Genomic DNA, 23023 nt, shown 5'->3' on the forward strand with positions numbered 1-23023 from the left:
AAAAGCCAGGCTTTTCAAGGTTTTTTTATTTCTGAAACGGAATTTTGATTTCTAACCGGAAGACGGAGTGGCGGTAGGTAAAATCCAGCCTGCCAAAAGCGCCCTTCACCAGTTTTTGAATGATATATGTGCCCATGCCTTCATGAGCGCCGTTTTTCGTTGAGCGGCCAAACGATTGATAGATTGTATCGAGCACTTTTGGGTCCATCCCGGGAGTGCTGTTTTCACAAGTCAGTACATAAAGTCCGCTGCGCAGTGAAGTCTCGAGTTTAATCTCTGCTTTTTCTCGGGCCTCCTCCGCGCTGTCGAGCGCATTTTCTAATATGTTGCCGACCAAGCTGACCTGATCAGCAGGCGAAAATGGAAGGGAAGAAAGCGGTGTATGCATATGCAGCGAAACACTCACATTCGAGGCGCGGGCTTTTTCTAAAAAATCATAAAGCACCCCTGCAACGTACGCGTTCTCTCCCTTCAAAAATCGGTCATATTGACTGTATTGATCCGCCCAGTTTTGAATATATGCTTGTGTATCTGCCTTGGGCTGAGCTGATTTGATTGCAGTGATATGTTTCATTGTGTCATGATTCCGGCTTCTGACATCAATCAGCATTTGATTGGCGTGCTGTTCAGCTTGAGTCAGCTTATCAATTTGATCAGAAAGCCTTGCCTGCAAAGCAGACTGTCCGATACGGAGCCCTTCACACCCTGCAAATATCGCGATTACACATAATGCCGGCATGATGTCTGTGCCGATCAGCACTACTCCCGCCGACATCACTTGAATCACCGCAATCCACGCACAAAGCTGGAAGGAACAGCAGTCCCACACCCGCTTCGTATTCCAAATGTACAATCCTGCAGCAGCTGCGCCTAAAACAGCGGTGAGCCAAGAGGCGGCTGTGCTGTGTGAAAGAGCAGCAGCTCCCTGATAACATATGAAACTAAATAAAACCAGATAAAGACATTGAAAAAGGGTAATCACGTTCTGAACTCCTCAAAAGTAGTAGTTTTGAAAATAATCAAGCTGCTGCTTGGTGATCATCGCTTTTTTAGACGTTCCCTCAAAGGAAACTGTGAATGAATGCTTGGTATAAGCGGAAAAATGCTTTATGTAATGAATGTTGATAATAAAGGAACGATGCGAACGAAGAAAATCCTTTTCGGGCAGGTCGCCTTTAATATCATTTAATGTTTGATACGTTTGCACCTCTTCGGCGGTTGTCACAATCGTCGTCGAACGTCCCGTCCGTTCTGCGAAAATAATATCCTTCTTTTGCAGGACGTGCATTTCAGACTTTTGCTTTATCAATATACGCCCATTCAAACTCGTTTCCGTTTTCTTTTTCAAGTACCGGTCGAAGGAAGCGGCCAGACGGTCGGCATAGTACGGCTTCATAATATAATCATGGACGTTCAGGTCAAAGGCGTGAACCGCATAACCGCCGTGGCCGGTAACAAAAATCACATCCACATCAAGTGAATGGGATTTGATCAAATCAGCAAGCTCGTAGCCAGACATATGGGGCATCTCGATATCGGCAAGCAGCAGATCAATGTCTCCGTTCTTTACCCGCCTGTAGGCTTCCTTCGCTGAATCGGTGGAAAAGACAATTTCGACGTCCTGCATTCTGGACACGATCGCTTCCAGCTTCTCTAAATCTACTCGATAATCATCTACAAGTCCGACTTTTACCATTATCATTCCCCTAGTTACATAGAATCATCTTTATTCTATCCCATTTCACGACATAAAAAGAACTCTTCGCGACAACTTTATCCAACTAATCCAGCTTTTCGTATATAGTCATTACTAGAAATAAAGATAAGGGAGATTGTGACATGATTACACTGACCGATTGCAGCCGCAGGTTTCAGGATAAGAAAAAAGTAGTCAAAGCGGTGCGAGATGTAAGCTTAACAATTGAAAAAGGAGAAGTCGTCGGCATTCTCGGAGAAAACGGTGCCGGCAAAACCACGATGCTGAGAATGATTGCTTCCTTGCTTGAACCATCACAGGGTGTAATCACAGTAGACGGCTTTGACACGGTCAAGCAGCCGGCTGAGGTCAAAAAAAGAATCGGTGTCTTATTCGGAGGAGAAACCGGGCTTTACGACAGGATGACCGCTAAAGAAAATCTCCAATACTTCGGCAGGCTGTATGGGCTGAACCGCCACGAGATCAAAGCAAGAATAGAAGATTTATCGAAACGGTTCGGCATGCGCGATTATATGAACCGGAGAGTGGGCGGGTTTTCGAAAGGCATGAGGCAGAAAGTCGCCATTGCCAGAGCGCTGATTCACGATCCGGACATCATTTTATTTGATGAGCCGACAACTGGGCTTGATATTACGTCAAGCAACATCTTCCGAAGATTTATACAGCAGCTGAAAAGAGAACAAAAAACGATTCTTTTCTCCAGCCACATTATGGAGGAAGTGCAGGCGCTCTGTGACAGTGTCATCATGATTCACAGCGGAGAGGTGATTTACCGAGGGGCGCTTGAATCACTATACGAGAGCGAGCGCAGTGAGGATTTGAATTACATCTTTATGTCTAAGCTTGTCAGGGGGATTTCTTAAATGCTGAGCCATATTTATAAAAAAGAAATGATCGACGCTTTACGCGACAGAAAAACGATATTACTCACAATCTTAGTGCCGATGATTATGATGCTTGGACTTGTCTTTTTTTATGAAAGCATGCTGTCCGACAAAGGGGAGCAGTACACGCTGGCTGTCGGCCATTCGCTTCCGCCCGCACTGGAAAGCAAGCTTAATGAGATTGACGAAATCAGCGTAAAAACATTTGCAAAGCCTGAAGAGGCAGTTGATGAAGGAAAAGCAGATGCCTATCTGAACGTCCCGAAAGAGTTCGACTCATATGTCAACAGCATGACACCTTTTAAGGTTGATGTTTACGGCAATTCAATCGATCAAGGGTCGTCAAATGCCATGCAGCTTGTGCAGTCTGCCTTAGATCAGTACAAAAATGAAATTGTGCAGCAACGTTTAACAAATAAGCATATTGATCAATCGGTGATCCAGCCGTTTACAATTCAGCAAAAGGAAGCGGATGAGGAGAAAGGGACTTCCGCTATTATGCTTTCCGCCATTCTGCCCATGCTGATTCTGACTTCCATTGTTTCCGGCGCAATGCCGATCGCTCTTGATATCATGGCCGGTGAAAAGGACCGGAAGTCAATCGAGGCGCTGCTATTAACGCCAGTCAGCAGAAACAAAGTGCTGGTCGGCAAGTGGCTTGCGGTTTCCACTTTTGGCGTGGCTTCAGGTGTATTTGCTTTGGTGTTTTTGATTTTGTCCACCGTGTTATTTACCGAAAATTTAAAAACGGCCTTCCAGCTGGGAGATCATATGTGGAGTGTAATCGGCGCTTCAGCCTTAATCATTGTGCTCTCTGCATTGCTGATATCTGCGATGGAGCTTTTCATCAGCATCATGTCCAGCTCGGTAAAAGAAGCGCAAAGTTATATGTCTCTCGTCGTCTTTCTGCCTGTGTTCCCGATGTTTTTCATCTTCAGCAAGGCACCGAACCAATTTGACTTATCATACTTTCTCATCCCGTTTCTGAACCTGCATGCGTTATTTAAACAGCTTTTATTCGGGATGATTGACCCGGCTGCCATTTTGTCTACGTCAGGAACCATCGCCGTGCTCATCGCCATCTTCTTTTTACTAGCCAGAGCCTGTTTCCTGAAAGACAAATGGATTCTTCCAAAATAAACTTGCGAAAGGAGAAATACACTTTCTCCTTTTTGTATATCCTGAAAAAAGAAGGAAAATAGAAAAAGGATATCTAATACAAAAAGTGACCCTGCACTATTTTTCATCAAAATTGGTTTCAAAGGAGAAGGAACAATGGATCAAACACGTACACTCGGCAAAACGAAGCTGAAGGTGAAGCGGATCGGATTCGGCGCGAATGCGGTCGGCGGGCATAATCTATTTCCAAATCTAAATGATGAAACAGGGAAGGATTTAGTGCGCACGGCATTGGATGGCGGCGTCAATTTTATCGATACCGCCTTTATATATGGATTGGGGAGATCTGAAGAATTAATCGGCGAAGTCGTACAGGAACGCGGCGTGCGGAATGAGCTCATCATCTCCACCAAAGGAGCTCATAAAGAAGTGGACGGCAGCATTGAATTAGACAATAGCCGGGAGTTTCTTCGCAGCGAGGTCGAGAAGAGCCTGAAGCGGCTGAAAACAGATTATATTGATTTGTATTATGTTCACTTTCCGGATGGAAAAACACCTCTCGCTGAAGTGGCGGGCACTTTGAAAGAGCTGAAGGATGAGGGGAAAATCAAAGCAATCGGCGCTTCGAACCTCGATTATCAGCAATTGCAGGATTTTAATGCTGATGGCTATTTGGAGGTCTTCCAGGCCGAATATTCTCTCATACAGCGTGATGCCGAGAAAGAGCTTCTTCCATACTGTGAAAAACAAGGCATCTCCTTTATTCCTTACTTTCCGCTTGCGTCCGGACTGCTGACAGGAAAATTCACGCGAGACACAGTCTTTGATGATTTCAGAAAGGATAAACCTCAATTTCAGGGTGAAACGTTTATCCACAATCTCAAAAAAGTAGATAAGCTGAAAGCAGTAGCGGAGGAAAAACAAGCGGATACGGCACATGTCGCCTTGGCGTGGCTGTTAACGAGACCGGCGATTGATGCCATTATTCCAGGAGCTAAACGACCTGAGCAATTACAGGATAACCTGAAAACCTTGAACATTGAACTTACCGAAGACGAAGTGAATTTCATCAGCGACATTTTTAAATAAAAAGGAAATAGCCGTCAAGGCTATTTCCTTTTGGTGTTTTATTCTTTGATGAATGCTTCGACTAATTCTGCTGCTCTGTAATCATCCATATCAAGCTGCCATTGGTCGATGTCATTTTTCTTCATTTTCACTTCAACTGTTTTTTCAGATGAAGCAGGTCCAAGCTTTTTAAATTCCTCAGGGTAGACTTGAAGCGCGTATTTCACTGCCTCTTCATAGCTGGCACTAGAGTTTTTACTGTAGTAGTCTTTCACTTTGTCTTCGATACGGTCTGAAAGAGAAGACGCATCTACAGGTTTAACTGTGGCTTCAACAATTGCTTCGTCTTTAGAGATTGAAGTCGTTTTTGCCTGAATGGAAGAGTTTTTGCTTAATCCCTCTTTAATGCCGTTCACGATATTATCAAGCGCTTTGCTGTCTGCATATGTGCTGGAAAGGCCGGAAGCTGAGAGATAACCGTCTTTGGCTGATTCATTGAAATCATTTACAATTTCATTTTTGTTAGCGCCGGTGATTTTTTCGAAATCGGCGTTATCTTTGCCGAAAAGAAGGACATCAACATAAGCTGATAACGCTTTTGCAGAATCTTGGAGCTTATCTGCCGTCGCCAGGATTTTTTTGTCTTTTCCGTCAATTTTAAAAGTAACTGATTTTGGCTTTTTATCACCGTAAGATTCCGGCGTATAGTTAAGCTCGTATTGCTTGCCTTTATCTACAACGAAGAAAAGATTTCCTTCAACGGATTTGTCAGCGTTAATCGTGCTGCCTTGAAGCTTTTCGCTATAGTCTTCAGGGTCTGTGTCAGACATTTTGGTATCACCTTGATACAATGTGAAATCCATACTGTCTACATTCAGCGGGTCTTTTCCTGTGTTTTTCACCGCGACATTGACTTTTAACACAAGCTGGTCATCTGAAGTGGACTTATCATATTTAGACGGAAGCGTATAAGAGACATCCTTGATTTTGACTTGAGCTATATCTGAGCTTTTTTCTGTTTCTGATTCTTTCTTCTCCGCGCTTGTTTTGCTGCCGGAACAAGCAGCTGTAAACATCATCAGCAGAAGAATTAGGAAAACAGCGTACGTTTTTTTCTGAAACATTCATTTTTCCTCCTCAAATGGTTTAGGAAAGGGGAGTCTTTTGTCTTTGAGAAATGGATCTTTTTGAATGGATTAGCATCATATAACCAAAAAAATCAGTTCTTTTCTCACGGTTTTCACCGGATTTTCTGGAAACTCCGCCCTCCTTTGTCATGAATGGACCTATAAAAAGTTACAACGGAATTAATTTTAAGATTATTAGCTTTTATATTGAATAGGTTCATCATCCTATTTTTGGTGAAAAATGTTCTGGTAAAACTGGTAAACTCAGAAAACTGTGTATTTTAGACTATTACTTTTTGATTAGTTGGAGGGAACTTAAGAAGGATGAAAGGGGCTGCCTTTGTGAAGAAAGAGGGACTGAAACAAAAAGCACTGGAAATCGGCCGGGTGCCGACACACTTAAAACTGGAAATTGAAGATTATGGCGGTGATGATAAAAGAGCTCATTTTTGTTGGGCAGATCCTCAGGATGAGAATACCGGCATTATCGTGGAGCTTGGACCGGACGGAGAGCTGGAATCCCTTTCCCGTGATATTGAGCCTGAAAGCGGAGAAAGGCTGTCTGAGGAGAAACTAGAGGATATCATGCGCCAATTTGTCGAGACTCATCATCCGGGGGCACTCTCTGCCTTTGTTCGTGAAGAAAATGACCGTGCATACGGCGATAAAGTGAGATTTTCATATGTTCAAATGGAGGCTGGGCTTCCTCTCCCCATGAGCGGATTTATGGCTGATGTTTCCTTATCAGGTGAGATTGTTTACTTCCGTTATTACGGCGAAGCGGGCAGCATCATCAAGCCAAAGCGGGTCGCGGATGTTGAAGAGGCACTTGCCTTTATCAAGAAGGACGTGGAGTTCGACCTTTTGTTTCAGGTTCTCCATCGTTCTGTTTACAAAAACGGAGATGATCAGCCGCATTTGGTGTACGAGCCTGAATGTAGGGCGATTACCGTACCTGCGGATTTGGTTCAAGAAGAACAAGCAGTTGATGATGACGATGATTACAGGGAGCCGGAGAGCTTTCCTCTCCCTTTATTCGAGGGCATCCGCGAAAAGGCCGATCCTGACAGCATGATTGGTATTGAAAAAGGGTTTGTCAAAGAGCGGGAAGCGGATTTGGGAAATGGGAGAATCGGAATCGTTTGGCGGAATCCGGATGACCCTGTTTATCAGCCGGCGGATAAAAGCATGGACAGCTGGTTTAAGGGACGGACTCATCAAGTGCTGAAAACCATCTATCACAAAGAAACCGGAAAACTCGAAGGCGTCATGTCATTTATGGAGAAAAAAGGGCCGCTGACAGTAACTTTGGCAGAGTGCGAAAAAATAGCGCTTCGCTTTCTGTTTGCTTTATTTCCGAATGCCGATCAATATTTTAGGATCAGATACGATGAAAATGATGAAGAAGAAAACGCAGTCGCTGGTTTTACATTTGAGGCGCATTGTCACGGGGTTCCGATCCGATTTGGGCAGATCAGAATTTGTGTCAGCCGCCAGACAGGGTATATCACCGTTTATATGGGACCGGATATTGACCCAAATAAGCTGGCAACCATTGATCCTGTGCCGGCTATTTCAGTTGAACAAGCCAAGTCTATCTTTTGGCAGCATTTTAAAGTTGAGCTTGGCTGGGAAAGAGAGTACGGGGATGATGAAGAACACAGCTACCGGCTCGTCTATAAACCGGTGTATCCGCATTTTATCGATGCACATACAGGAGAGCCTGTCTTCAGCATATGGTGAAACAGCCAAAAGTCACGCAATTGCCTCAGATATAGAAGAGAGTATGTGATGAAAGTAACAGAAAGAATCTCAAAAAACAATGACAATAATAGAAAAGGACCTTTCTTCACTTTAAATGAAGAAAGGTCTTTTTATATAATAAACAGGATTCTCTTTGTCGTAGACTCTTTGAAAGGGATGACTTCATTGGTTAATAAACAGCTGAAAAAGAAGGCGCAGGAGATCGGAAATGTACCGACGCATTATGAGCTTGAGATAGAAGATTACGACCAAAAGCAAAAGAAGAACGGGCAGGCATATTTTATCTGGAAGGACCCTAAAGATCCGGAAAAGCACATTACAGTTGAACTTAGAAATGACGGCGCTTTGCTCACCTTTTCAACAACTGTCCGCTCCGAGACAGACAAACAACTTCCAGATGCTGAGCTGAAGCTGACGGCTCTTCAGTTTGCCGCTGCGAATCATCCCGGCACATTTATGAATTTTCATTTTCAAGGCAAGGAAGAACGGGGGCAGCACATCCGGTTTGTCTATACCAAAATGGAGCTGGGGCTTCCGATTCCCAATTCAGGTTTTTTAATTGATATGACACGCAGCGGTCAGATTGTCCACTTTCTATATTACGGGGAAGGGTATAAAGCCGAAGTTCCGACGGAATTTGTAGCAAAAGAGAAGGTTGTGTCCCATTACTTAAACACAATGTCTTTTGAGCTGATGTACGATGTCATTGATGGCGAACAGGAACCAAGGCTTGTTTATGAACCGATTCTCCCGGGATACAGCTATCCCGCAGATGTAGACGAAATTGTGCCCGACCAGCATATCGCAGATGAAAGAATAGAAAACACGGCGCCACTGCCGCCGCTTCAGAACAAGGAAGAAGTTGATATATTTGCCTTGCTGGGTTTTACCTCTGATATGCAGAAAGTCAGTGAAAGAGACTTTGGAGAACAAATTGGAAGCACGTGGCGCAGAGGCGCTGCGCCGGAGCGTAAGGATTTAAGCATAGGAAGCTATTTTGAAACGAGAAATAAAAACACAATCAAAATGAAGACGGATAAAAGAACAGGAAAATTAAAAGCAGCGCTTTCTTTTATGGAGCGGCCGAACAACCCCCAATGCTCCACGGAAGAATGCCAAGAGATAGCGCTTCAATTTTTGTATGCCCTTTATCCGAGAGCGGCTGAGTTTTTCAGGGTGAATCCCGTCCGAATTGATGAAAGAGGGAGAGTCCGCAACCATTTTTCTGTCTGGTATAAAGGAGTGCCGCTGCGGTTCGGCGCTGCCCGCATCATTGTCAATCCGGAAACTGGGTTGATTGACGCTTTTATGGCGCCTGATATTGAACCTGAACAATTGGAAGCGATAAATCACAGGCCGGATGTTTTCGCTGAAGAAGCAAGAGAAGCGTTTTTAGCCGCTTTTGATGTGAAGCTGGAATGGCAGCCTGACTTTACAGCAGGCAGTGACCAGCACTGCAAACTTGTCTATAAGCCGGTTTACCCTTCCTATATTGATGCGCACATAAGGAAAAAGAAAAGGCTGTGAGGGGTGTCTAGTTAGGAATCATCTCCAAGTGGGGGTAGTCCTTGAATCGTTTCCAATCCCCGCCCCATTCAAAACCGAGTGTCTTAGCGATCTCGACAACCTCCAGCCAATCTGATTTTCCGTTTTGATTGCCGTCATATTCCATATCCCATATGATGCTTCCATCCTTTTTTTGAAGTGCGAAATCAATCGCTAAACCATAGTTATGATACGATTCCCCTCCTCTTGCATAGGTGACAATATTCCCTTTTTTTGTACGTCCCTGTTTATATAATTCATCTTGTTCCTTAAAGGACCTGAATCCTTCAGTAATGACGACGGTAATGCCTTTATTCGCTGCAGCGGCTTTGAGTGCATCGGTATTCTGCTTCACAATCGGATGAAGATCCGAGGGGACAGGCATGTCCTGCAAGGCGTTTTGAGAATGCCATTCATGCCGAATATAACTAAAACAAAGATCTAGAAGAAATAGAATACATAAGATAACAAATGTTTTTGCGGGTAACTTCATATCGGTCTCACTTTCTCAAGATGTGCTGAATGTTAACGCTTTTAAGTGATTGACTCTCTCTAAAAGCGAACAGCTATGATAAAATATAACATAAATAGTAGCAGGAGGAAGGAGGCAGACCGATGAGAGCAAAGATTCCATCAGAAGAAGTAGCAGTAAAGCTGAATGAATGGTACAAGCTCATTCGCGCATTTGAAGCAGATCAAGCAGAAGCGTTAAAGCAGGAGATTGAATACGATTTAGAAGATATGGAAGAGAACCAGGACTTGCTTTTATATTTTTCTTTGATGGAATTCCGGCATCGAATCATGCTTGATAAGCTGATGCCGGTGAAAGACAGCGACACCAAGCCTCCGTTCTCTGATATGCTGAACGAAATTGAAAGCAATCAGCAAAAACTCACGGGCTTACTGGAATACTACTTTTATTATTTCAGAGGAATGTACGAATTCAAGCAGAAAAATTTCATATTAGCGATTGACCATTATAAACATGCCGAGGAAAAGCTCGAGTATGTCGAGGATGAGATCGAAAAAGCTGAGTTTCTTTTTAAAGTCGCAGAAGTGTATTATCACATCAAACAAACGTATTTTTCCATGAATTATGCGAGCCAGGCGCTTGATATCTATACGAAATATGAACTGTACGGTCGCCGCCGGGTTCAGTGTGAATTTATCATCGCCGGAAATTTGACCGATGTGTATCATCATGAAAAAGCACTGACCCACTTGTGCAGCGCTTTAGATCATGCCAGGCAGCTTGAAGAAGCATACATGATCGCCGCTGCCTATTATAATGTCGGACACTGTAAGTACAGTCTGGGTGATTACAAAGAAGCGGAGGGCTATTTCAAAACAGCCGCCGCCATTTTTGAGGAGCACAACTTTCAGCAAGCTGTTCAAGCTGTATTTTCACTGACCCATATCTACTGTAAAGAGGGAAAATACGACAAGGCAGTAGAGGCTTATGACCGCGGGATAAAGAGCGCGGCTGAATGGGAGGATGACATGTACTTGACGAAATTCCGCCTCATTCATGAGCTGTATCTTGGAAGCGGCGACCTGAACGTGCTTACAGAATGCTTTGACCTGCTGGAATCCAGACAGCTTCTTGCTGACGCCGAAGATCTGCTGCATGATACAGCGGAACGTTTCAATCAGCTGGAACATTACGAGTCCGCCGCTTTCTTTTACCGCAGGCTGATGAATATTAAAAAGAAGCTTGCCGAGCAGCGTTTTCAATAGGAAATGGCAGAGAACTACAGGTTCTCTGCTTTTTTTGTGCTGTTTTCAACTCGGAAAAACAGGGTATTTTCCACTGCATAGTGAGAAACAGAGGAGGATATCAAGTATGTACAAAGATTTAACCGGAAAAACAGCGATTGTGACAGGGTCTTCAAAAGGAATCGGGAAAGCCATTGCGGAACGGTTCGGACAGGAGAAAATGAATGTTGTTGTAAACTACCACAGCGACCCGTCTGGAGCCGATGAAACCCTGGAAATCATTAAGCAGAACGGAGGGAAAGCCGTCGCAGTTGAGGCGGACGTGTCAAAAGAAGAGGGGATTCAGGCGCTCTTGGACACAGCATTAGAGCATTTCGGCACGCTCGATGTGATGGTAAACAACTCTGGTTTTAACGGCGTTGAGGCGATGCCGCATGAGATGAGTCTTGAAGATTGGCAGAGAGTGATTGATGTCAATGTTACCGGAACTTTTCTGGGAGCGAAAGCAGCACTTAACCACATGATGAAAAACAATATCAAGGGCAATGTGCTGAATATCTCAAGTGTTCATCAACAGATTCCGCGCCCTGTAAACGTTCAGTATTCCACATCCAAAGGCGGCATCAAGATGATGACGGAAACGCTGGCGCTCAATTATGCGGATAAGGGAATCCGCGTCAATGCGATAGCGCCCGGCACCATTGCCACAGAATCAAATGTTGATACGAAAAAGGAAGAGAGCAGGCAAAAACAATTGAAAAAAATCCCGATGAAAGCCTTCGGAAAGCCTGAAGAAGTGGCGGCAGCAGCAGCTTGGCTCGTATCTGAGGAAGCAAGCTATGTGACCGGCGCAACACTTTTCGTCGACGGCGGAATGACACTTTATCCATCTCAGCTTGAATAGAAGACAAAACAGGGGGATTGCGGGATGAAAACAGACTGGTGGAAGGATGCAGTGGTGTACCAAATTTACCCGAGAAGCTTTCAGGACAGCAATGGAGACGGAATTGGGGACTTGCGGGGGATTATTTCCCGTCTTGACTACATAAAGGAGCTCGGGGCAGATGTGATTTGGATTTGCCCGATCTATCCTTCTCCGAATGTTGATTACGGCTATGATGTGACAAACCATAAGGCGATTATGGATTCTTACGGAACAATGGACGATTTTCACGAGCTGCTGGACCAGGTGCATCAGCGGGGATTAAAGCTGGTGATGGACTTTGTGTTAAATCACACCTCTGTGGAGCATCCGTGGTTTAAAGAAGCGGAGCTGGACAAAAACAGCAAATACCGCAGCTATTATTACTGGCGTCCCGGCACAAAGAACGGCCCGCCGACGGACTGGCTCTCAAACTATGGCTGTCCGGTCTGGCAATACGAGGAGCATACCGGAGAATATTATCTCCATATGAACGCCGTCAAACAAGCTGATTTAAACTGGGAAAATCCCGAAGTTCGCCAGGCGGTGTATGACATGATGAAATTTTGGCTCGATAAAGGGGTCGACGGTTTGCGAATTGATCAGCTCCATCTCATTTCTAAGAAAGAATATCTTCCTTCGTATGAGGACTATATCAATCAGCAGGCAGAGCCGAAGCCTTTTCAGCCAAATGGCGAACGAATCCATGACTATTTAAAAGAAATGACAGATGAAGTGTTTTCCCAATATGATGTCATGTCTGTCGGAGAGGTCGGCAGTGTCCCACCGGAAGAAGGCCTGAAATATACGGGAACAGATAAGCATGAGCTGAATATGATTTTTCACTTTCAGCATATGGAGCTTGATCAGCAGCCCGGAAAAGAACATTGGGATTTGAAGCCCCTTGAGCTTTCTGATTTAAAATCGGTTTTGACAAAATGGCAAAAGAAGCTTGAACATCAAGGCTGGAATACATTGTTTTGGTGCAACCACGACCAGCCCCGGATTGTGTCCAGATTCGGAGACGATGGGGAATACCGCAAAGCATCAGCGAAAATGCTGGCAACTGTACTTTATTTTATGAAGGGTACGCCGTATATTTATCAGGGAGAAGAAATCGGGATGACAAACGCGCCGTTCACCCGGATTGAAGACTACAAAGATATCCAAACGATCAATATGTATCATAAACGGGTGTTTGAAAAAGGCTATGATCCAAATGATGTGATGAGATCGATCTTAGCCAAAAGCCGGGATCACGCCCGGACCCCGATGCAGTGGAACAGCGGCAAAAATGCCGGATTTACTGACGGCACGCCTTGGCTGAAGGTCAATCCGAACTTCACCGCAATCAATGTGGAGGAAGCGCAGGGAGATCCTGATTCTGTCTTAATTTATTACAAAAAGCTGATCAGCCTGAGAAAGCAGTATGCTGACCTCATGAAAGGGAGCTTTGATCTTTTGCTTCCGGATGATCCGCAGTTGTTTGTATACATGAGAGAAAACAGTAAACAGCAGCTTTTGTCGGTCAATAATTTTTCAAAAGAGCAGGCTGTTTTTCAGTGGCCTAAGAACTGCGGCAAAGCTCAGGCCTCTCTGCTTCTCAGCAATTATAACAACGATGATCTTGCTGACGAAATGGTGTTCCAGCCTTATGAGAGCAGGGTCTATCTTCTGGACAAAACAAACTAATGATTGAAGTAGCCCGGCATTCTTAGCCGGGTTTTTTTAGTACATATATTCGCTCTGCAGGCGGGAAGAATAAATGAAAATGAAATTTATTCTTGCAAAACGTAATGACTTCGGTTTATTATGATATAAGATTACAAAATCGTTATCATTTTGATTTAAAGTTACTGAAAAAGAGGGGATATACGATATGTTTAAAAAATGGAGCGGTTTGTTTGTGATTGCAGCGTGCTTTTTATTAGTTGCAGCATGCGGCAACTCATCAACAAAAGGGTCGGCGGATTCAAAGGATGATAAACTGCACGTTGTCACAACGTTCTACCCGATGTATGAATTCACAAAACAAATTGTAAAAGACAAAGGCGATGTGGATCTGTTAATCCCATCTTCCGTTGAACCGCATGATTGGGAACCGACGCCGAAAGACATTGCCAACATTCAGGATGCTGATTTGTTCGTTTATAATAGTGAATACATGGAGACATGGGTTCCGTCAGCTGAAAAAAGCATGGGCCAAGGCCATGCCGTTTTCGTTAATGCAAGCAAAGGCATTGATTTAATGGAAGGCTCTGAAGAAGAACACGAAGAGCATGATCATGGGGAGCATGAGCACAGTCATGCAATGGACCCTCACGTTTGGCTCAGCCCTGTTCTGGCACAGAAGGAAGTTAAAAATATTACAGCGCAAATCGTGAAGCAGGACCCGGATAACAAAGAATACTATGAGAAAAATAGTAAAGAATATATTGCAAAACTGCAGGATCTTGATAAACTATATCGTACAACCGCAAAAAAAGCGGAGAAAAAAGAATTTATCACGCAGCATACAGCTTTTGGCTATCTGGCAAAAGAATACGGCTTGAAGCAGGTTCCGATTGCAGGGCTTTCACCTGACCAAGAACCGAGCGCAGCCAGCTTGGCAAAGCTGAAAACATATGCCAAAGAACATAATGTAAAAGTTATTTACTTTGAAGAAATTGCATCCTCAAAGGTCGCAGATACGCTCGCCAGTGAAATCGGCGCAAAGACAAAAGTGCTGAATACACTGGAAGGCTTGAGCAAAGAAGAACAGGATAAAGGTTTAGGGTATATCGACATTATGAAACAAAACCTCGATGCCCTGAAAGATTCACTATTGGTTAAATCATAAGATAGTGTGCGCCGGAGGGTGCACACTATTTCTTTGTGAGAAAGGAAGATTAACATGAATCTCGTCTCATTGAAAGATATCGTTTTCGGCTATTCCCATACGCCTGTTTTAGATAAAGTATCACTTGATATTGAAAGCGGTGAGTTCGTCGGCATCACTGGACCAAACGGCGCCTCTAAATCGACGCTCATAAAGGTAATGCTCGGCATGCTGAAACCGTGGGAAGGCACAGTGACGATCAGTAAAAGGAATACAGAAGGGAAACGCCTGACCATAGGGTACGTCCCGCAGCAAATTTCTTCATTTAATGCCGGCTTTCCGAGCACGGTGCTGGAGCTTGTTCAGTCAGGCCGCTATACAAAAGGGAAATGGTTTAAACGTTTAAATGAAGAAGATCATCTTGAAGTAGAAAAAGCACTGAAAATGGTGGAAATGTGGGAGCTCCGCCATCGTAAAATCGGTGATTTATCAGGCGGACAGAAACAGAAAATCTGTATCGCCAGAATGCTCGCCAGCAACCCGGATCTGCTGATGCTGGACGAACCGACGACAGCTGTTGATTACGACAGCAGAAAAGGATTTTACGAATTTATGCATCACCTTGTGAAAAATCACAACCGCACAGTTGTGATGGTTACTCACGAACAAAACGAAGTACAGCAATTTTTAGATAAAGTGATTCGATTAGAGAGAGGAGAAAAAGGCGGATGGAAATGTTTGACTTGGAATTCATGCGACGAGCTTTTCTAGCAGGCGGCATGATTGCCGTCATGGCTCCGATACTAGGAGTGTATCTCGTTCTCAGAAGACAGGCCTTAATGGCTGACACACTTTCACATATCTCATTGTCAGGTGTTGCGATCGGCTTTTTTCTCAGCACCAATATAACCGCAGCAAGCATAGTCGTCGTGACCATCGGCGCGATCGGAATTGAATACATGCGGCGGGCGTATCGGACTTATTCAGAAGTGTCCATTGCCATCTTAATGGCAGCTGGTTTGTCCTTCGCGATGTTTTTAATCAGCCTTTCCAAAGGCACAGCCAATATGAGCATCGATCAATACCTATTTGGATCGCTTGTGACAGTAAACCAGCAGCAGGTCTATATTATCAGTATTATCACACTGCTGATCCTGCTTTATTTTATCGTACTGAGAAGGCCGCTCTACCTGCTGACGTTTGATGAAGCAACAGCCAAAACATCGGGAATCAATACAAACGTTCTCTCGTTGTCATTCAGTATTGTCACAGGCCTTGCGATTTCAGTCATTATTCCGATCATCGGGGTCCTTCTTGTATCGGCCCTGCTCGTATTGCCGGCAGCCTTCGCCATCAGAATTGCAAAAGGCTTTAACATGGTTTTCATTACAGCCATACTCATTTCATTATTCAGCGTATTTACGGGACTGACATCATCCTATCAGCTCGGGACGCCGCCAGGTCCGTCTATTACCCTGCTTTTGATCGTTTTGCTATTAATCGGATTTGCAGTTCAGGGAGTTTGGACGTTTATCAAAAAAGAAGCTCAGCGCAAAAAAAGAAGCCGATAACATGAAAAGCAGTTTTCCCTAGGGAAAACTGCTTTTTTTATAGAAACAATCCGGCAAGGCGCTCATAAGATTCTTTTTTCGCCTCAAAATCAAACACATTGCACAGAATCATGATTTCATTTGTTTCGTAGCGGCCTGTGAGGTCTAACAGCTGTTGTTTGACAGTGCTTGGAGAACCGATCACCATCCGCTTTCTGTTTTCTTCTATGAGTTTTTTATCGGACGCTGTGTAGAGATGGGCTTTCGCTTCCTCGATGCTTGGCACGCGGCTGTCCAAGCCTTTTCCGACGCGAAGAAGCCACAAATCCTGGCTTAATGCGAGTTCTTCTGCCTCTTCATCTGTTTTTGCGCAAATGACAAAAATCGTAAACAGTGCGGATGGATTCGAAAAATGGGCTGAGGGCCGAAAGCTTTCCCGGTAGATGCGGAATGCATTTTCTCCTCGCTCGGGATTAATGAAATGCCCAAACACATATCCAATCCCCTGGTGCGCCGCGCGTCTTGCGCTGTTTTCACCAAGACCAAGCACCCATAGATCGGGTGCCGTGCCAATAAGGGGCGCAGCTTTGATTCCGGCATACGGATGGTCGGGAGGAAGGGAATCTGTTAGAAAATAAGAGACATCCTGCAGCTGTCTGTTAAATTCGGTTAAGCTTTTTTTCACCCCGTCCGTTAATGCAAGCCTGGTTTTTGTCGTGCCGCCGGGGGAACGACCGACGCCGAGGTCAATCCGGTTTGGATACAGGGCCTCAAGCTGGCGAAAGGTTTCAGCCACTTTAAATGGGCTGTATTGGGGCAGAAGCACGCCACCTGATCCGACACGAATGGTGTTTGTCTGTGCTGCGATGCGGGCGATCATGATTTCAGGCGCTGTGCTTGCCAGTCCTTTCGTGCTGTGATGCTCGGCAAACCAATAACGCTTATAGCCCCACTCTTCGCTTAATTGGGCAAGCTCAACCGAATGCTGAAGAGTTGTCACAGGGCTCTCTCCTTTAGAAACAGGTGCCTGATCAAGTATGCTTAAATGAATCAAAAGGCCGCTTCCTTTCTGTCTGTTTTTAGATGGTGACACCAGAATAGGCAAAATGACTTGCCCGCGTCAAATGGTTTGTTTAAGAAGCGCACTTTATAGCATTTGCAAATCATATATCAAATATGGAAGTTTTTTTTCGAGGTTTTTCGTCAATTATTCTTAACTTTTACGAAACTTTGATATAATAACAAACGTATATATTAGTAATTTACGGCTTATTTTCCTTGTGAGCGTAAAAATAAATGTGACTATCTTCACATTTCGATGAGTAGGAGTGAATCGTGTGGCAATTTCTTTAGAAAAAGGTCAACGAATTGATTTAACAAAAGGAAAAGCCGGTCTGTCAAAATTGATGGTCGGTCTGGGCTGGGACCCAGTGTCCTCAGGCGGAGGATTCTTCAGCAAACTGCTTGGCGGAGGCGGTCCGAATATCGACTGTGACGCTTCAGTGCTGATGCTGGAAAACGGAAAATTCACCGATAAGAAAAACCTGATTTATTTCGGCAACCTGAAAAGCCGCTGCGGCGGTGTACAGCATACAGGCGACAACCTGACGGGTGACGGTGCGGGCGATGACGAGCAAATTATGATAGATTTAGATAAAGTGCCTGGAAACATCGATAAGCTTGTATTTGTAGTGAACATTTACGATTGTGTCAGAAGAAAACAAGATTTCGGCATGATTCAAAATGCGTTTATCCGCGTAGTTGATCAATCTAATCACGAGGAAATGCTCAAGTACAATTTGAGAGACAATTACGCCGGCAGAACAAGCCTGATTACAGCAGAAATCTACCGCAGCGGCAGTGAGTGGAAGTTTGCGGCGATCGGTGAAGGCACGAACGATACGAGATTAGAAGATATTATCAGCCGATACGTATAAAAGAAAAGGAGTGGATGAAACATGACAATTTCATTGGCAAAAGGACAAAAAGTAGATTTAACAAAAACAAATCCGGGTCTTTCAAAGGTTGTTGTCGGTTTAGGCTGGGATACGAACAAGTATGACGGCGGGCACGACTTTGATCTTGACTCAAGTGTGTTTCTGTTAGACGCTGCAGGCAAATGCGCGTCACCAAACGACTTTATTTTCTACAACCAGCTTGAAGGCGGCAACGGTTCAGTCGTTCATTCAGGCGACAACCTGACTGGTGCTGGCGAAGGCGACGATGAGAATGTAAAAGTAAATCTCAGCGCTGTACCGGCAAACATTGATAAAATCTCATTTGTTATTACCATTCACGATGCAGAAGCGCGCAGCCAAAACTTTGGACAAGTATCAAACGCGTTTGTCCGCATCGTAAATGAAGAAACAAATGAAGAGCTCATCCGTTACGATCTTGCAGAAGATTTCTCTATTGAAACGGCAATCATTGCAGGGGAGCTTTACAGACATAACGGCGAGTGGAAATTCTCCGCAATCGGCTCAGGCTACCAAGGCGGCCTTGCCCGCATTGCAACAGACTACGGTTTGCAAGTCGGTTAAGACAAATACGAAGAGCAGAAAGGAGAGAGGCAGTATGGCCATTCAATTATCAAAAGGACAGCGCATTGATTTAACAAAAACAAATCCGGGACTGACAAAAGCGGTGATCGGCTTAGGCTGGGATACAAACAAGTACTCCGGCGGACACGATTTTGACCTGGATGCTTCGGCCTTTTTAGTTGATGCGCATGATAACTGCGTAAATGATCTCGATTTCGTCTTCTATAATAACCTTGAACATCCGAGCGGCGGTGTCATCCATACGGGTGACAACCGCACGGGTGAGGGCGACGGAGATGATGAGCAGATTATCGTTGATTTCTCAAAAATCCCTGCTCACATTGAGAAAATCGGCATCACAGTGACCATTCACGACGCTGAAGCACGCAGCCAAAACTTTGGACAAGTTTCCAATGCATTTGTCCGCGTTGTGGATGAAGAAACGCAGAATGAGCTTCTTCGCTTCGATTTGGGAGAAGACTTCTCCATTGAAACAGCTGTTGTCGTTTGTGAGCTTTACAGACACGGCGGCGAGTGGAAATTCAATGCGATCGGCAGCGGATTTTCCGGCGGGCTGGCTGCATTGTGCCGGAATTACGGTTTGCAAGTGTAAGCGAGTGACAAATAGAGAAGTCACCGTTTCAAATTAATAGGAGGAAAAAACTTGGACTTTTTACATCATATTTTGTCTACGTATGCTTCATTTTTCGATTGGAAAATGTGGGGGGAAGTTCTGACTGATCCTGTTTCCTGGGGTTTGATCGGTTCCCTTGTTGTTCTGGAAGGCCTTTTATCGGCCGATAACGCGCTTGTTCTTGCGGTCATGGTTAAACACCTGCCGGAAAAACAGCGGAAAAAAGCGTTAACGTATGGTTTGTTTGGAGCTTATATTTTCAGGTTTATTTTCATCGGGCTCGGTATGCTTCTCATTAAATTCTGGTGGATCAAGGTGCTTGGCGCGCTTTACCTGGCTTGGCTCGTCATTAAGCACTTCTGGATTGGCGAAAAAGAAGAGGAAGCGGACGGCATCAAGAAAAACTCTTGGATGGTCCGCACGTTTGGGATCTTCTGGGCGACTGTCATTTCAGTAGAATTAATGGATCTTGCCTTCTCTGTGGACAGCATCCTGGCCGCGTTTGCAGTATCTGAAAAAGTATGGGTGCTTCTGATCGGCGGTATGCTTGGTATTTTAATGATGCGTACAGTGGCAAAAGTGTTCCTTGTGCTGATTGATAAAATTCCTGAGCTGGAAAACACAGCATTCGTCTTAATCGGCATTATCGCGCTGAAAATGGCGGGGAGCGCTTTCCATTACGAAATGCCGCACTCCGTATTCTTCATTATCATTATCGCTGCATTTGCGGTAACATTGATCATTCACTACATCAATAAACAAAAGCAGGTGCGCGAACAAACAGCCGCTTCAAAAGAAGAATAAAACAAAACAAGGAGGGAGGTTCAATGTCCTTCCTTTTTTGTTACCGAAATATCGTTTCAATGACAAACCGGAAAGGAGGATATGATGAGACAAGAAGAACTAACCATTCATAAAGCACTTCCGGCTGATGGCGATTGGAAAAGCCTGCTGTTTCAGCCATTGCCGGAGCGGGATCACTATGAAACTGCACAAGGCCTTTCTTTTTCTCGTCTTGCCGGTCAGATATTGGGCACGCCTATTGATGAGACGGACTACTATAACGAGCTGTATGAGCTGTCTGTAAACGACCGTATAACGATTTTGAGTGAAACGCTTGATAAAACAATCGAACCGGAAACATTTCAAAAGCTTCAGCATATTCATTCCATCAATCAGAAAGAAAAAGGGCTGTCAGTCAGCCGCTTTGTTGCCTTTCTGGACGGGGAAAAGCTGATTGCGAAGCACTCAAATCCCCTGATGCACCGCCATTTAAGAAAAGCGCTGATGACGCTTTTACATACCTTTGCGGACAGTCATGAAAAGGGGCTGAATCATCCTGATTTTCGCAGAGTGCTGCTTGATGTCTCGAAGTTTTCCTTAAACCATCTGAACCCTTGGCTGGAAAAAACCGATATAGAGCGAGAGATGCCGAAGATTGTTTGGTATGGAGATGCGACGAAAAGCCAGCTCTATTTCTTATATTATCTGATGCTGGTCGGCTGTGATGTACTACTGTTCCATCCAGCGGGAACGGATCAGCTGGCGCTTGTCGACCCGAAGCAGGAGCTCAGTTTTACGGAAAAGCTCCCGGATGTTTCGGAGCTTCAGCCGTTTCCGAAAGAAAAACCAGACCGGAAATCAACAGTGGCTTACCGCTCAACAAAGGAAATTGAACATGTGCTGAATCACGAGGAATCCATGCTGTATAAGCCGTGGCAGTTCAGAGATCACACACCGGTGTCCGTTACGCTGAAAACGACCTATGATGAATTGTTTTTAATCACGAAAGAACGCGCCTTTATTCGGCCGAATTTCAAAGCTGATAAACATTCAATTGAGATTCCGAATGTATTCGCCAAAATTATGGGCGTGTCGAAAGACAATAAGGAATATTGGAACAGGCTTCATACTCTAGCGGATTATCAGGAAACAGAAATGGTCAGAAGCTTTCCATTTACAGAAGAAATAAAGTCGAACTATCAATTTCACTACAGCCACGCACTTGATCAAGAAGGGTACATTGATCCGGACAAGCTGATGGCAAGCAATGTGTGGCAGTACAAACAGCTGCCGGCGGGCGTTCAGACTGCCATTGCCAAAACGATTTCGAGAATGTGCAGGCACCCGCGGCTTAAAGCTTTGCATCAGGAACAAGTCAAGGATGTTCAAATCTATTTGTTTAAACAAACAACAAATCTGCCTGCTAATCTGCTGAAATTGATTCAAATGTTCGACTATGCGCAAACCGTTCCGAAACTCGTTTTATATCATACGGAAATGAGCGGCGGACTCACGCGTTCGGATGCTGCTGCCCTGCTGTTCCTGAATGAAATTGGAATCGATATCATCATTTATAATCCGCCCGGACACCAAGATATTGAGCAGTTTATTGAAGATGACCAGTATGATATCCACTGGCTGGATGACATGGTGTTTCAGCAGGACTACAAAGAGCCTTCGCTTGTGAAAAGGCTCTTCAGAACCATTACCCAAAAATAAGGAGAGAAGAAAAGCATGACAACAGAAAATCAAAATCCGCTTGTTCTCGATAAAAATGAAGAGATTTCCCAGCAAAAAGCTGACGATATCCGTCTTCAGCTTCGTCAGGAACCAGAAGTGAAGCGGCTTGCTCAACAAATTGACGTCAAAAACCAAATGGAGCTGCTTGAGTACGGCAAGGAGCCGGCCGTTGAAATATCCAAGTTCTCTGACCGCATCTTAGGGATGATGAAAACAACAAGCGTGACAGACTCCGGCACAATGCTGACTCAGCTTGGGAAAATCATGGACCGCTTCGACAAAAATGATTTTGATGAGCCAAAGGGATTAATGGCGAAAATTTTCAAACGCGGCGGCAGCATGATTGAAAAAATCTTTAAAAAGTATCAGACACTTGGCGGAGAGATTGAAAAAATCCACGTTGAGATTTCAAAATACAAAGATGAGATGACGAAGACGAACTACACGCTCGATGAAATGTATGAAAACAATATCAAATACTATATGGAGCTTGAAAAATATGTCGTTGCCGGGCAGATGAAACTGGAAGAGATGCAGTCGATCCTTCCTTCATATGAGGAAAAAGCGGCAAGCGGGAACCAGCTGGCGCAAATGCAGCTCGATACGTTGCGCAACGGCATTCAGGCGCTTGAGGAACGGGTGTATGATCTGGACATGGCACGGATGGTGGCGCTTCAAACCGCACCTCAAATCCGTCTCCTGCAGCGAGGAAATGCAAAGCTGATCGGGAAAATCAACTCCGCGTTTATCATTACCATTCCGATTTTCAAAAACGGCATTATTCAGGCTGTTACGGTAAAGCGGCAAAAGCTTGTGGCTGATTCCATGAGCGAACTTGACCGCCGGACAAACGAGATGCTGAAACGAAATGCTGAAAACATCTCGAGCCAAAGTGTTGAAATTGCCAGAATGGCCGGCAGACCGAGCATAGATATTGAAACGATCGAATCGTCTTGGAACACGATTGTCAGCGGCATGCAGGAAACAAAACAAATCGAGGAAGAAAACAAACGCCTCCGCGAAGACGGCGCGAGACGAATTGCACAGCTTCAGGATAATATTAAAAAAGCAGCATTGCAGCAATAATAAAAACCCC

23 protein-coding genes are annotated in these 23023 nt (G+C 44.6%); 17 read left to right on the forward strand and 6 right to left on the reverse strand.

Features of this window, described 5'->3' with window-relative positions:
• Positions 1-25: 25 nt before the first annotated feature.
• Together natK and natR are read right to left on the reverse strand one after the other, a co-directional pair.
• The gene (gene natK / locus QF06_RS00320) at positions 26-982 is read right to left on the reverse strand and encodes a two-component system sensor histidine kinase NatK (RefSeq protein ID WP_015715194.1); all 957 of its coding nucleotides are present in this window, start codon (positions 980-982) and stop codon (positions 26-28) included.
• A gap of 12 nt (positions 983-994) precedes the next feature.
• On the reverse strand, positions 995-1696 hold the full coding sequence (gene natR / locus QF06_RS00325; protein WP_003234759.1) for a two-component system response regulator NatR: 702 nt from the start codon (positions 1694-1696) through the stop codon (positions 995-997).
• A gap of 143 nt (positions 1697-1839) precedes the next feature.
• Here natR and natA point away from each other — a divergent pair, with 143 nt between their 5' ends.
• The 3 genes from natA (at position 1840) to QF06_RS00340 (ending at position 4809) form a co-directional block, all read left to right on the forward strand.
• A complete protein-coding gene (natA, locus tag QF06_RS00330; RefSeq protein WP_015715195.1) occupies positions 1840-2580 on the forward strand; it encodes a sodium ABC transporter ATP-binding protein NatA in 741 nt (246 codons plus the stop codon).
• A complete protein-coding gene (natB, locus tag QF06_RS00335) occupies positions 2581-3741 on the forward strand; it encodes a sodium ABC transporter permease NatB (RefSeq protein WP_015715196.1) in 1161 nt (386 codons plus the stop codon).
• A gap of 135 nt (positions 3742-3876) precedes the next feature.
• Positions 3877-4809 (forward strand): aldo/keto reductase, encoded by a 933-nt coding sequence (locus tag QF06_RS00340; RefSeq protein ID WP_015715197.1) that lies wholly within the window; start codon positions 3877-3879, stop codon positions 4807-4809.
• 38 nt (positions 4810-4847) lie between these two features.
• Here the strand turns inward: QF06_RS00340 and QF06_RS00345 are convergent, their stop codons facing one another.
• Together QF06_RS00345 and QF06_RS21675 are read right to left on the reverse strand one after the other, a co-directional pair.
• Positions 4848-5912, reverse strand: a complete 1065-nt coding sequence (locus QF06_RS00345; protein ID WP_003234750.1) for a DUF4352 domain-containing protein — start codon at positions 5910-5912, stop codon at positions 4848-4850.
• A 22-nt stretch (positions 5913-5934) separates the two neighbouring features.
• Positions 5935-6066: a hypothetical protein gene (locus QF06_RS21675; protein WP_003246334.1), complete on the reverse strand. Its 132-nt coding sequence runs from the start codon at positions 6064-6066 to the stop codon at positions 5935-5937.
• A 173-nt stretch (positions 6067-6239) separates the two neighbouring features.
• Here QF06_RS21675 and QF06_RS00350 point away from each other — a divergent pair, with 173 nt between their 5' ends.
• On the forward strand, positions 6240-7658 hold the full coding sequence (locus QF06_RS00350; RefSeq protein ID WP_015715198.1) for a YcdB/YcdC domain-containing protein: 1419 nt from the start codon (positions 6240-6242) through the stop codon (positions 7656-7658).
• Between the two features lie 186 nt (positions 7659-7844).
• Positions 7845-9206 (forward strand): YcdB/YcdC domain-containing protein, encoded by a 1362-nt coding sequence (locus QF06_RS00355; protein WP_041520542.1) that lies wholly within the window; start codon positions 7845-7847, stop codon positions 9204-9206.
• A 7-nt stretch (positions 9207-9213) separates the two neighbouring features.
• On the opposite strand, the gene cwlK is transcribed toward QF06_RS00355, so the two are convergent.
• Positions 9214-9717 (reverse strand): peptidoglycan L-alanyl-D-glutamate endopeptidase CwlK, encoded by a 504-nt coding sequence (cwlK, locus tag QF06_RS00360; RefSeq protein WP_015715200.1) that lies wholly within the window; start codon positions 9715-9717, stop codon positions 9214-9216.
• A 122-nt stretch (positions 9718-9839) separates the two neighbouring features.
• On the opposite strand from cwlK, the gene rapJ reads away from it, so the two are divergent.
• The 6 genes from rapJ to znuB all read left to right on the forward strand — a co-directional run bounded on the left by rapJ (position 9840) and on the right by znuB (position 16251).
• Positions 9840-10961: a response regulator aspartate phosphatase RapJ gene (gene rapJ, locus QF06_RS00365; RefSeq protein ID WP_015715201.1), complete on the forward strand. Its 1122-nt coding sequence runs from the start codon at positions 9840-9842 to the stop codon at positions 10959-10961.
• Between the two features lie 106 nt (positions 10962-11067).
• Positions 11068-11844, forward strand: coding sequence for an SDR family oxidoreductase (locus tag QF06_RS00370; RefSeq protein WP_003234739.1), 777 nt, complete (start codon positions 11068-11070; stop codon positions 11842-11844).
• Positions 11845-11868: 24 nt separating this feature from the next.
• Positions 11869-13554 carry a glycoside hydrolase family 13 protein gene (locus QF06_RS00375; protein WP_015715202.1) on the forward strand — a complete coding sequence of 562 codons (1686 nt, stop codon included), beginning with the start codon at positions 11869-11871 and terminating at the stop codon, positions 13552-13554.
• 187 nt (positions 13555-13741) lie between these two features.
• Entirely contained in the window at positions 13742-14701 is a 960-nt protein-coding gene (locus QF06_RS00380; protein WP_015715203.1) for a metal ABC transporter substrate-binding protein, read from the forward strand.
• Positions 14702-14755: 54 nt separating this feature from the next.
• Complete coding sequence (gene znuC / locus QF06_RS00385) at positions 14756-15451, forward strand: zinc ABC transporter ATP-binding protein ZnuC (RefSeq protein ID WP_014475714.1); 696 nt, start codon at positions 14756-14758, stop codon at positions 15449-15451.
• Complete coding sequence (znuB, locus tag QF06_RS00390; protein WP_003246340.1) at positions 15409-16251, forward strand: zinc ABC transporter permease ZnuB; 843 nt, start codon at positions 15409-15411, stop codon at positions 16249-16251. Before znuC ends, znuB begins: the two co-directional genes overlap by 43 nt.
• Before the next feature lie 37 nt (positions 16252-16288).
• Here znuB and QF06_RS00395 read toward each other — a convergent pair whose 3' ends face one another.
• The gene (locus QF06_RS00395) at positions 16289-17284 is read right to left on the reverse strand and encodes an LLM class flavin-dependent oxidoreductase (RefSeq protein ID WP_015715204.1); all 996 of its coding nucleotides are present in this window, start codon (positions 17282-17284) and stop codon (positions 16289-16291) included.
• Positions 17285-17567: 283 nt separating this feature from the next.
• Here QF06_RS00395 and QF06_RS00400 point away from each other — a divergent pair, with 283 nt between their 5' ends.
• The 6 genes from QF06_RS00400 to QF06_RS00425 all read left to right on the forward strand — a co-directional run bounded on the left by QF06_RS00400 (position 17568) and on the right by QF06_RS00425 (position 23013).
• Positions 17568-18167: a TerD family protein gene (locus QF06_RS00400; RefSeq protein ID WP_003234725.1), complete on the forward strand. Its 600-nt coding sequence runs from the start codon at positions 17568-17570 to the stop codon at positions 18165-18167.
• A gap of 21 nt (positions 18168-18188) precedes the next feature.
• A complete protein-coding gene (locus QF06_RS00405; protein WP_003234723.1) occupies positions 18189-18770 on the forward strand; it encodes a TerD family protein in 582 nt (193 codons plus the stop codon).
• Positions 18771-18804: 34 nt separating this feature from the next.
• Positions 18805-19383 carry a TerD family protein gene (locus QF06_RS00410; protein WP_003241242.1) on the forward strand — a complete coding sequence of 193 codons (579 nt, stop codon included), beginning with the start codon at positions 18805-18807 and terminating at the stop codon, positions 19381-19383.
• Between the two features lie 51 nt (positions 19384-19434).
• Positions 19435-20208: a TerC family protein gene (locus QF06_RS00415; protein WP_003234719.1), complete on the forward strand. Its 774-nt coding sequence runs from the start codon at positions 19435-19437 to the stop codon at positions 20206-20208.
• A gap of 84 nt (positions 20209-20292) precedes the next feature.
• Positions 20293-21906 carry a YceG family protein gene (locus QF06_RS00420; RefSeq protein ID WP_015715205.1) on the forward strand — a complete coding sequence of 538 codons (1614 nt, stop codon included), beginning with the start codon at positions 20293-20295 and terminating at the stop codon, positions 21904-21906.
• 15 nt (positions 21907-21921) lie between these two features.
• Positions 21922-23013 carry a toxic anion resistance protein gene (locus QF06_RS00425; protein ID WP_003234715.1) on the forward strand — a complete coding sequence of 364 codons (1092 nt, stop codon included), beginning with the start codon at positions 21922-21924 and terminating at the stop codon, positions 23011-23013.
• Positions 23014-23023: the final 10 nt, after the last annotated feature.

This window comes from Bacillus sp. YP1, from assembly GCF_000877815.1.
GTDB classification, from domain to species: domain Bacteria; phylum Bacillota; class Bacilli; order Bacillales; family Bacillaceae; genus Bacillus; species Bacillus subtilis.

Bases quoted from the DNA above. Each gene is read 5' to 3' on its own strand.
- QF06_RS00340 (WP_015715197.1), top strand. From the start codon at position 3,877: ATGGATCAAACACGTACACTCGGCAAAACGAAGCTGAAGGTGAAGCGG.
- QF06_RS00425 (WP_003234715.1), top strand. From the start codon at position 21,922: ATGACAACAGAAAATCAAAATCCGCTTGTTCTCGATAAAAATGAAGAG.
- QF06_RS00405 (WP_003234723.1), top strand. From the start codon at position 18,189: ATGACAATTTCATTGGCAAAAGGACAAAAAGTAGATTTAACAAAAACA.
- rapJ (WP_015715201.1), top strand. From the start codon at position 9,840: ATGAGAGCAAAGATTCCATCAGAAGAAGTAGCAGTAAAGCTGAATGAA.
- natB (WP_015715196.1), top strand. From the start codon at position 2,581: ATGCTGAGCCATATTTATAAAAAAGAAATGATCGACGCTTTACGCGAC.
- cwlK (WP_015715200.1), bottom strand. From the start codon at position 9,717: ATGAAGTTACCCGCAAAAACATTTGTTATCTTATGTATTCTATTTCTT.
- QF06_RS00375 (WP_015715202.1), top strand. From the start codon at position 11,869: ATGAAAACAGACTGGTGGAAGGATGCAGTGGTGTACCAAATTTACCCG.
- QF06_RS21675 (WP_003246334.1), bottom strand. From the start codon at position 6,066: ATGACAAAGGAGGGCGGAGTTTCCAGAAAATCCGGTGAAAACCGTGAG.
- znuC (WP_014475714.1), top strand. From the start codon at position 14,756: ATGAATCTCGTCTCATTGAAAGATATCGTTTTCGGCTATTCCCATACG.
- natR (WP_003234759.1), bottom strand. From the start codon at position 1,696: ATGGTAAAAGTCGGACTTGTAGATGATTATCGAGTAGATTTAGAGAAG.
- natA (WP_015715195.1), top strand. From the start codon at position 1,840: ATGATTACACTGACCGATTGCAGCCGCAGGTTTCAGGATAAGAAAAAA.
- znuB (WP_003246340.1), top strand. From the start codon at position 15,409: ATGGAAATGTTTGACTTGGAATTCATGCGACGAGCTTTTCTAGCAGGC.
- QF06_RS00370 (WP_003234739.1), top strand. From the start codon at position 11,068: ATGTACAAAGATTTAACCGGAAAAACAGCGATTGTGACAGGGTCTTCA.
- QF06_RS00345 (WP_003234750.1), bottom strand. From the start codon at position 5,912: ATGTTTCAGAAAAAAACGTACGCTGTTTTCCTAATTCTTCTGCTGATG.
- QF06_RS00350 (WP_015715198.1), top strand. From the start codon at position 6,240: ATGAAAGGGGCTGCCTTTGTGAAGAAAGAGGGACTGAAACAAAAAGCA.
- QF06_RS00410 (WP_003241242.1), top strand. From the start codon at position 18,805: ATGGCCATTCAATTATCAAAAGGACAGCGCATTGATTTAACAAAAACA.
- QF06_RS00380 (WP_015715203.1), top strand. From the start codon at position 13,742: ATGTTTAAAAAATGGAGCGGTTTGTTTGTGATTGCAGCGTGCTTTTTA.
- QF06_RS00420 (WP_015715205.1), top strand. From the start codon at position 20,293: ATGAGACAAGAAGAACTAACCATTCATAAAGCACTTCCGGCTGATGGC.